7 protein-coding genes are annotated in these 7,497 nt (G+C 46.5%); 1 reads left to right on the forward strand and 6 read right to left on the reverse strand.

All coding sequences use genetic code 11. From position 1 onward, the window contains the following. Positions 1-1,360: phosphoenolpyruvate synthase (gene ppsA / locus UXZ23_RS05075; RefSeq protein ID WP_320819549.1), on the reverse strand; the 1,360-nt coding region annotated here is incomplete at its 3' end. An 88-nt stretch (positions 1,361-1,448) separates the two neighbouring features. Between ppsA and UXZ23_RS05080 the strand changes: the two genes are divergently transcribed. Next, on the forward strand, positions 1,449-2,270 hold the full coding sequence (locus UXZ23_RS05080; protein WP_320819550.1) for a pyruvate, water dikinase regulatory protein: 822 nt from the start codon (positions 1,449-1,451) through the stop codon (positions 2,268-2,270). Here the strand turns inward: UXZ23_RS05080 and UXZ23_RS05085 are convergent. The 5 genes from UXZ23_RS05085 to UXZ23_RS05105 all read right to left on the reverse strand — a co-directional run. Further along, positions 2,230-3,099, reverse strand: coding sequence for an alpha/beta hydrolase (locus UXZ23_RS05085; RefSeq protein WP_320819551.1), 870 nt, complete (start codon positions 3,097-3,099; stop codon positions 2,230-2,232). The genes UXZ23_RS05080 and UXZ23_RS05085 overlap by 41 nt on opposite strands. Further along, a complete protein-coding gene (locus UXZ23_RS05090) occupies positions 3,080-4,000 on the reverse strand; it encodes a DUF4124 domain-containing protein (RefSeq protein WP_320819552.1) in 921 nt (306 codons plus the stop codon). Before UXZ23_RS05090 ends, UXZ23_RS05085 begins: the two co-directional genes overlap by 20 nt. Continuing rightward, entirely contained in the window at positions 3,910-5,547 is a 1,638-nt protein-coding gene (locus UXZ23_RS05095; RefSeq protein WP_320819553.1) for an OmpP1/FadL family transporter, read from the reverse strand. The genes UXZ23_RS05090 and UXZ23_RS05095 overlap by 91 nt, the downstream gene beginning before the upstream one ends. A gap of 51 nt (positions 5,548-5,598) precedes the next feature. Next, on the reverse strand, positions 5,599-6,666 hold the full coding sequence (locus tag UXZ23_RS05100; RefSeq protein ID WP_320819554.1) for a transporter: 1,068 nt from the start codon (positions 6,664-6,666) through the stop codon (positions 5,599-5,601). A 26-nt stretch (positions 6,667-6,692) separates the two neighbouring features. Continuing rightward, positions 6,693-7,497 (reverse strand): C39 family peptidase (locus tag UXZ23_RS05105; protein ID WP_320819555.1); only part of this gene is annotated, 805 nt, incomplete at its 5' end.

The raw sequence follows: 7,497 nt of genomic DNA on the forward strand, positions 1-7,497 counted from the left end.
CTTCTGCACAAGATACTGTTACTTCATCGCCATCTTTGAGCTTTTCAGTCGCATCTTCGCAACCAACCACTGCCGGGATGCCGAGTTCGCGGGCGATAATCGCTGCGTGACAAGTACGTCCACCACGGTTAGTAACAATAGCCGCTGAGCGCTTCATTACGGGCTCCCAATCAGGGTCCGTCATATCAGCCACTAGAACTTCACCGTCTTGAACCATATCCATGTCATCAACGCTACGTACTACACGAACACGCCCCTTACCAATACGATGCCCAATACTTCGACCTTCAGCCAAGACATTACCCGTTTCTTTCAACAAGTAGCGTTCCATAACGGTTTTGCTGGCACGACTTTTGACTGTTTCTGGACGAGCTTGGACGATATACAATTGACCATCATCACCATCTTTTGCCCATTCGATATCCATTGGACGGCCATAATGGCGTTCGATGATCATCGCCTGTTTAGCGAGTGTTTCAACTTCAATATCCGTTACCGAGAAAACTTGGCGTAATTCACGGTCGACGCGCTGAGTCTCAACCGAATTGCCGACCGATGCATCCGCGCCATAAACCATTTTAATCGCCTTACCGCCTAAGTTACGGCGCAATATCGCTGGACGACCGGCATCAAGGTTCGCTTTGTGAACGTAGAATTCATCGGGGTTAACAGCCCCTTGCACGACGGTTTCACCTAAGCCATAGGACGAGGTGACAAACACGACTTGATCGAAGCCAGATTCGGTATCAAGAGTAAACATAACACCGCTGGATGCTGTCTCACTGCGTACCATACGTTGAATGCCCGCGGATAATGCGACTTTATGATGATCGAAACCCTGATGCTCGCGATAAGCAATCGCGCGATCATTGAATAGCGAAGCAAAAACATCACGAATTGCGTGGAGAACGTTCTCAACACCGACAATGTTCAAGTGTGTTTCTTGCTGACCAGCAAATGATGCATCAGGTAAATCTTCCGCTGTAGCCGAAGAACGAACCGCTAAGGCCACCGTTTCATTGCCTTCTTGCAGATCAATCAGCGCTTTACGAACCGCTGCTTCTAACGCTGGAGGTAATGGCGCTTCGTGAATCCATTGGCGTATTTGTCCGCCCGTCGAAGTAAGCGCTCGAATGTCATTAACATCCAAACCTGTAAGCGCCTGCGCAATACGACCGTCAAGACCTTCGTGGTTTAAAAACTCTCGATAGGCATCCGCGGTCGTGGCGAATCCGTTCGGAACCGATACTCCGGCGTTGGTGAGATTACTGATCATTTCCCCGAGAGAGGCATTCTTGCCACCCACTCGTTCAACATCGCCAATGGAAACCTGATCGAACCTGAGTACGTAATCGGTCAACGCGTTTCTCCTCTGCCTTTTAACGTGGGGGCTAATCGCCTATAGTGGCGACTGCGTAATACTAAGTGCACACCAGATAAATTTCCATATGAAGCGATACGCCTACTTTATTTCCGACGGTACCGGTATCACTGCTGAAACTCTTGGCAACAGCCTGCTTTCACAGTTTGATAAAATACAATTTGAACGCGTCACTTTGCCTTACATCGACTCTGTTGAAAAGGCCGAGGCCGCTGTCGCTAAAATAAATCAAGCGGCAAAAGACACTGAGTCATCTGCGATCGTGTTCGACACTATCGTCGATAAAAACATTCGTGCAATTATCGACACCGCTGATGCATTCAAAGTTGACATATTTGCAGCGTTTTTAGCTCCGTTAGAGCGCGAACTTAACGTCGACTCGTGCTATACCGTGGGTAAATCACACTCACCGACGGATTCGGCTAATTATCTCAGTCGAATCGACGCAGTCAACTTTGCGCTCGATAACGATGATGGCGCTAAGACTCGACATTATGAGGAAGCCGACATCATTTTAATCGGGGTCTCTCGGTCAGGAAAAACACCAACCTGCCTCTACTTGGCGATGCAGTTTGGTATAAAAGCCGCCAACTACCCTCTCACTGAGGATGATATGGCTGACTTATCTTTGCCGGCATTTTTACAAATGCATAAACATAAGTTATTTGGCTTAACCATTGATCCCGATAGACTATCTGCAATTCGTAATGAAAGACGAGCTAACAGCCGCTACGCGTCGTTGAAACAATGTTATCACGAAGTGGACGAGGTTGAGCTGCTATATCAACGCGAACAGATTCAATCGATTAGCACTACCGATAAATCTATTGAAGAAATTTCGACACGAATTATGGCTCTGGCTGGCCTGCAGCGCCGCCTTCAGAGTTAACTCGCTCATTCATGTGCCGCGCAATCCAGCGCGGCTTCATAAACACAAGACTATGATCGGCATTTGGAACCGAATGATATAACCAATCACCGGCATGCTCGGCCAATATACGATGCCGACCATGCATCGATGCATAGCTCAATTCACCGACGAAACTGGCACCCGACACTTTCGGTTTCCAGCGAGTAAAAATACCAGCACCGCGCAGCAAAGCATCGCTAACGGCATGCAACGCCTGAGCAAACCCTTGCGACTCACCCATCAAACGCTGCACTGTAATTTCGTCTGCACGACCGCGTTTTAAACGATGAGGTGATACTAAGTCTAGAAATTCAAAAAAGGGAACACTGTCATCTGGGTCTGCTGCAATATGCTCCGCGACGCGAATATACTCCTCGCCACGCTGCCGTAGCTCAACAGCATCTCCCGAAAAAAGCATCGCCGGTTCGATTAAAAAACAATGCCCAATAGTAAAATCACCGAGCAAATCAGCTGTAACCAGACCGCCAAAACTATACCCCGCGATGTCAAAACAATCCCAATCGAGCGCAATTAACAGCTCTCGAATTGCTTCGACATAATCAGCAATCACTGGCCACGGTTTGTGCCCAATAAATGCGCTAGCACCCATACCGGGTAAATCAGGAATTAGAACTTCATCCCATTCAGTGAGGTAGTTAGCAATGAAAGTCCAAGTTAGTTCGCCTGCAACACCAGCACCGTGCAGCAAAACTAAACGGCGGCTTCTCTTAGATTCATGAGGGTATTGCAGCAATGAGGCATGAATATCCGCGACTGCGGTACGGATATTAATCGGGTGATGTTCCATCGGCCCACTTAACTTCTAAAGACATGGTTTTTGTTGTAGCACCCTCTAGGTATACGATTATGGCTGCTACTTCAGAATCTTCGAGTAAGATGCGAGTCTCCTGATAAGCAACACTGTGCCAATTTTCCGGATATTGATGCAAGCCCAATCTATTGTCGAAGTAGAGTGGCTTCAGATTACTATTCAGAGCAATAATAGCCGCCCCTACCGGCTCCCCCCGAACGCGCAAGACTAGAAAACGCTGACCGGAAGTTTTCTTGCCTGCCTTGCCTATGCGCACATACCAAGCCGGGCGATCACCCTGTTTTAATGCAAACGGCATAAGTAAATCTGGATCGGGATACATGCGAGATTTGAAGGGTGTCAGCGCATCAATAAAAGCTTGCTCATACATATTGCAGCAAGCACCATCTTTCACCTCGGCATTTAAACGAAATGGCGGTGCAAAAATATGATCGTGGCTCTCGGTGAATCTCTGGACCGCCTCCTCTTCCTCCAAACCCTCGGGATGCATCTCGGTATGAATAATACCTGCCTCATCAACCCAAATATAAAAAGGTGGCTTGTCTTCTAAATCTTGTTTTTGCTGGGTTTTGAGTTCGCCTTCCGACAAATACTGGGTATCATCGCCGGGCAACTTGGGAATATCTCCGCCTACAACAGGCGCAGGGAGACCTTGCTTCGCGCTAGAGTTTTCAGCCGAAGTGTTTTTGGGGACAACACTGTTATGGATACGACCTTCCGCATCAACCCAAGTGTAATACTCATCTTCGGCAAGTGCCGAAGATGAGAAAAAAACAGCCAGTACGATTAGAACTTGGTGCGGAAGCTGACACCAGCGGCGCCAATGTTTAGCTTGGTGTCGATATCCAGACCTGGATACGGGTTGGTCACAACACATGTTAAACAGTTCCGGTTAAGTGAATTACTTGAATTAGGATAATCATCAAAATTTTCAGCATTTTGCGGATCAGCACGAATATGCTGTATCGACTTCATAAAGCTCAAAGACAAGTCTACAACAGTATCCAAGTCCCACTGATAACCTAAGCCCACACTGTACAATCGCGCAAAACCAATAGGCGCCTGCAAACTACGAGAGTCATCAGGAATAGAACTCTTACGCGGCTCCAAGCCAGCCCGCAATTGAATACGTGAGTTAAGATCCCAAGATGCACCTATTTTGTAGTTCCATACACTTTTAAAGTTCAGCGGCATAGTTAATGTCGATGCAGTAACTAAGTCAGGAGACAAAGTTCTTGCTGTCGACAAAAAGCTCACATCACGGTCAAATTCGAAGTAAAGCTCATCCCACTTATCATAGTCAGTCCAACCCAAGTCTAAGTTAAGGTGGAAAACATCAAAATACTGAAAGGCCACACCAGCCTGAAAGTGCTGAGGGTACGTCAGTTCAGTCGTAACGAAACCGCGCTCAAGCTTGTTCCCCGTAGGTAGCGAGAAAATCGCGCCACCAATTGCACCAATAATTGAAGATCGAAAGTTTCGAAAAAAGTCTGCAAACTCATCAGTATATTCAAGCTCGTAGTCACCCTTCAGCTGGCTAGTCGCCTCGCTTTGATAACCTACGCCAAACTTGAACCAGCCGTTCGGCTCCCACAACAAACCGAGGTTAAATGAAGGAGAAAGACTCTCAGTTGTGTTGATTTTCAATACACCAACATCATCGAATGGGCCAACGTCACCACCACAAAGCGTCAACAATGGCGCTAAAGGATCGTTACCCGTAAGTTCCCCATTTTCGTCAAAGCACGCAAATGCATCTTGAAGTTCCTCAAGCACGCCGACAAGAATGTTAGGTGCGCGAATATCTTGTTCAAGTGCAACCGCCTGATGCGAAAACAACAGACCTGCGCCTACAGAAAACTCATCCGTTACTTTATAGCCAAACGATGGCGATAAATACGTTAAACGCTGCAGCGCAATCGTTTTAGCCTGATAACGACCAGGGTCATCATCAGCCTTAGAGAAACCTGCCGCCATCGGCATATAAACAGCGTTTGCGAAGGTGAATTTAGAACCCGGTGGGTTAATCGAAATCCCCGCACTTGGCAACGCTAATATAGGCAGTGGAATGCCTACCAAGCCATAACCAGGCAAATAAATTGCCACGTTAGAATGACTATTTCCTTCATTCAAAACTGGATCTTCGTGAATAGGCAAAAGACCAGATTCACCTTCATCGTAACCATCAGGCAGTGCAAAAGATGCCTCAGAACGCAACATAACGCCCTGCAACTGTACCTGAACCTGACGCCCTTCAAGCTTCGTCAAACCGGCAGGGTTGAAGTGTATATCCATGATACCAGTTGGATCAGCAGTCACTGCGTTACCCAACGACATTGCCTTGGTATCAATAAACAGGTTTTGTACGAGCTCGGCTTTCGCGAGACTCGGTACTAACAATGCCACCAACAGTAAAATTCGCATATTGTGTCGCCATAACCTTGTCATTTTTATAGTTTTATTAGCCATGACTGGTTAGTTACCAGCAGAAGGTTTAATACCCTCAACATCAATCGGTAGAGATAAGCCAAGTAGAATATCAGGTGACAACTCTGTCATACCAAAGCCAACGTTTACGTTGGCAATTGTTTTTGGAGACACCCGAACACCTAAGGCAAAATTCATAATACCGCTCATTTGACTACCCGATACTGAACTCACAGTTGAGCCTGTAGATGTATCGTATAATTCAAAACGCGATTGATCGTTAAACGATCCTTGGAATGACGCGCTCAACGATACGTCATACGACAACGAATAAGCAAAGCCCATAGAGAAAGACAAGCTACTACCTGAGTGCACTTCACGAAGAATAGAGCTTCCGCGACGTTGATTAAGATCAGTCAACGGCAATGTGTAGCCGTAGCTTAACGAACCGAACAAAACCACAGGATCGAGAACTTTAGAAGCACTGACGCCACCACTCAAGCCCCAAGTACCCGACCCCGTCGGCAAACTCTTAGTCTCGTCGATTTCATACGGACTATCGCCAGTCGGCAAGCGTAATGACGCAAAATATGTCTGACTAATTTTGCCTGGGACGTATTCAAACGGCTGCCAACGTACGGTGCCTGAAAGATCTCCAACGCCATAGGCTGTCAGCTCATCCTCTGTTTCAAATTTTGCAATCAGTGGTAGGCGACCACCAATTGTGACGTTATTCATCAAACCATAATCCAACGAAAAGGAGTTAGTCATGGTATGACTGGCGACAGGACTAACGTTCGCACTACTAATGGTAGAGTCGCCTGTGACCTGGCCTTCGCTATTAACATTTGGCGTGATCGTTAAATCAATACGCTGATCGCCATAATAGCTGTAATCAAAGTTGTAGTTAACGGAAATACCGCCTCGCTTCAACATCGAATAATTTTTTTCTGCTGCCTCAAAAACCTGCTCAAGTGCTTTTTCGGTGTCAGCATCATTATCTTGCTTGGTTAGGGCTTCACGAGCCTTATCCATATCAGCTGCTTCATCAGCAACAACTACGCCGGCAAATGCCAACAATAAGGGGATCGAAATTATTTTGGTACGAATCAACATGGAAATTCCTTAATTCTTTATCGTTATTATTTTCTACGGAAGCGAAGGTGCTTCTCAATTACATCTGAGCGATCAGTGGCAACATATGTATTGAAGTCATCCGGATCGGCACCATCAGCCTTCGTTTCTACGAGAACCTCGTAGACGATATTTCCGTCCTCATTTCTAACTGCCTTACCGTCAGCATCTAACTTAGGGCCAAAACTCGTCTGAGCGTTGTCCTTCATCGCGTAAATTTGGTTGTTAATCGTATGCTCGCTACGAATCTGGAAGTCTGGGAATTCACGGAAGGTATTTTCCGCAATAATATAATCAGAAACAAAACGCATATCTTCTTCGTGCAACTCTAGACCGGTTGCTGGTTTGTGGCCGTTCGGAAACACTATAAAAAGGACGTTGTTATCCCAAATTTCGAGAAATCTCGGCAACGTAAAACTTATATTCCCTAACGCTGGATCTGCCACATAAACACGCCCTTCATAGACAGCACGAATAACAATAAAGTGCTTAAAACCTGCATAGTGGATCGGTGCGATCGCTGGGTGATCTAAAGCAACCAGATCCTCCTCTTCAGCTTTAAAACCGCCCGAAGGGTGCCCTAAGGCCGTCACTAAACGTTTCATATCCAGCAAGGAAAAGCCACGACGTTGGATGATACGTTCGGTTTCGCCGAAGCGCAGCAAACCTTCCATTACCTGACGTTCCTGGAAGTTTCTACCCAGGTAGTAATCCAATAAAGTTGTTAATGCAGCAGAACCGCAAGAATAATCATAGGCTTGACGTACCACGTTTTTAAAACGCTTAACGGAGAGTGGTTCCACGTTAACTAAC

Origin of the sequence: Thalassolituus sp. (assembly GCF_034111725.1) — a bacterium.
Taxonomy (GTDB): domain Bacteria; phylum Pseudomonadota; class Gammaproteobacteria; order Pseudomonadales; family Oceanobacteraceae; genus Thalassolituus.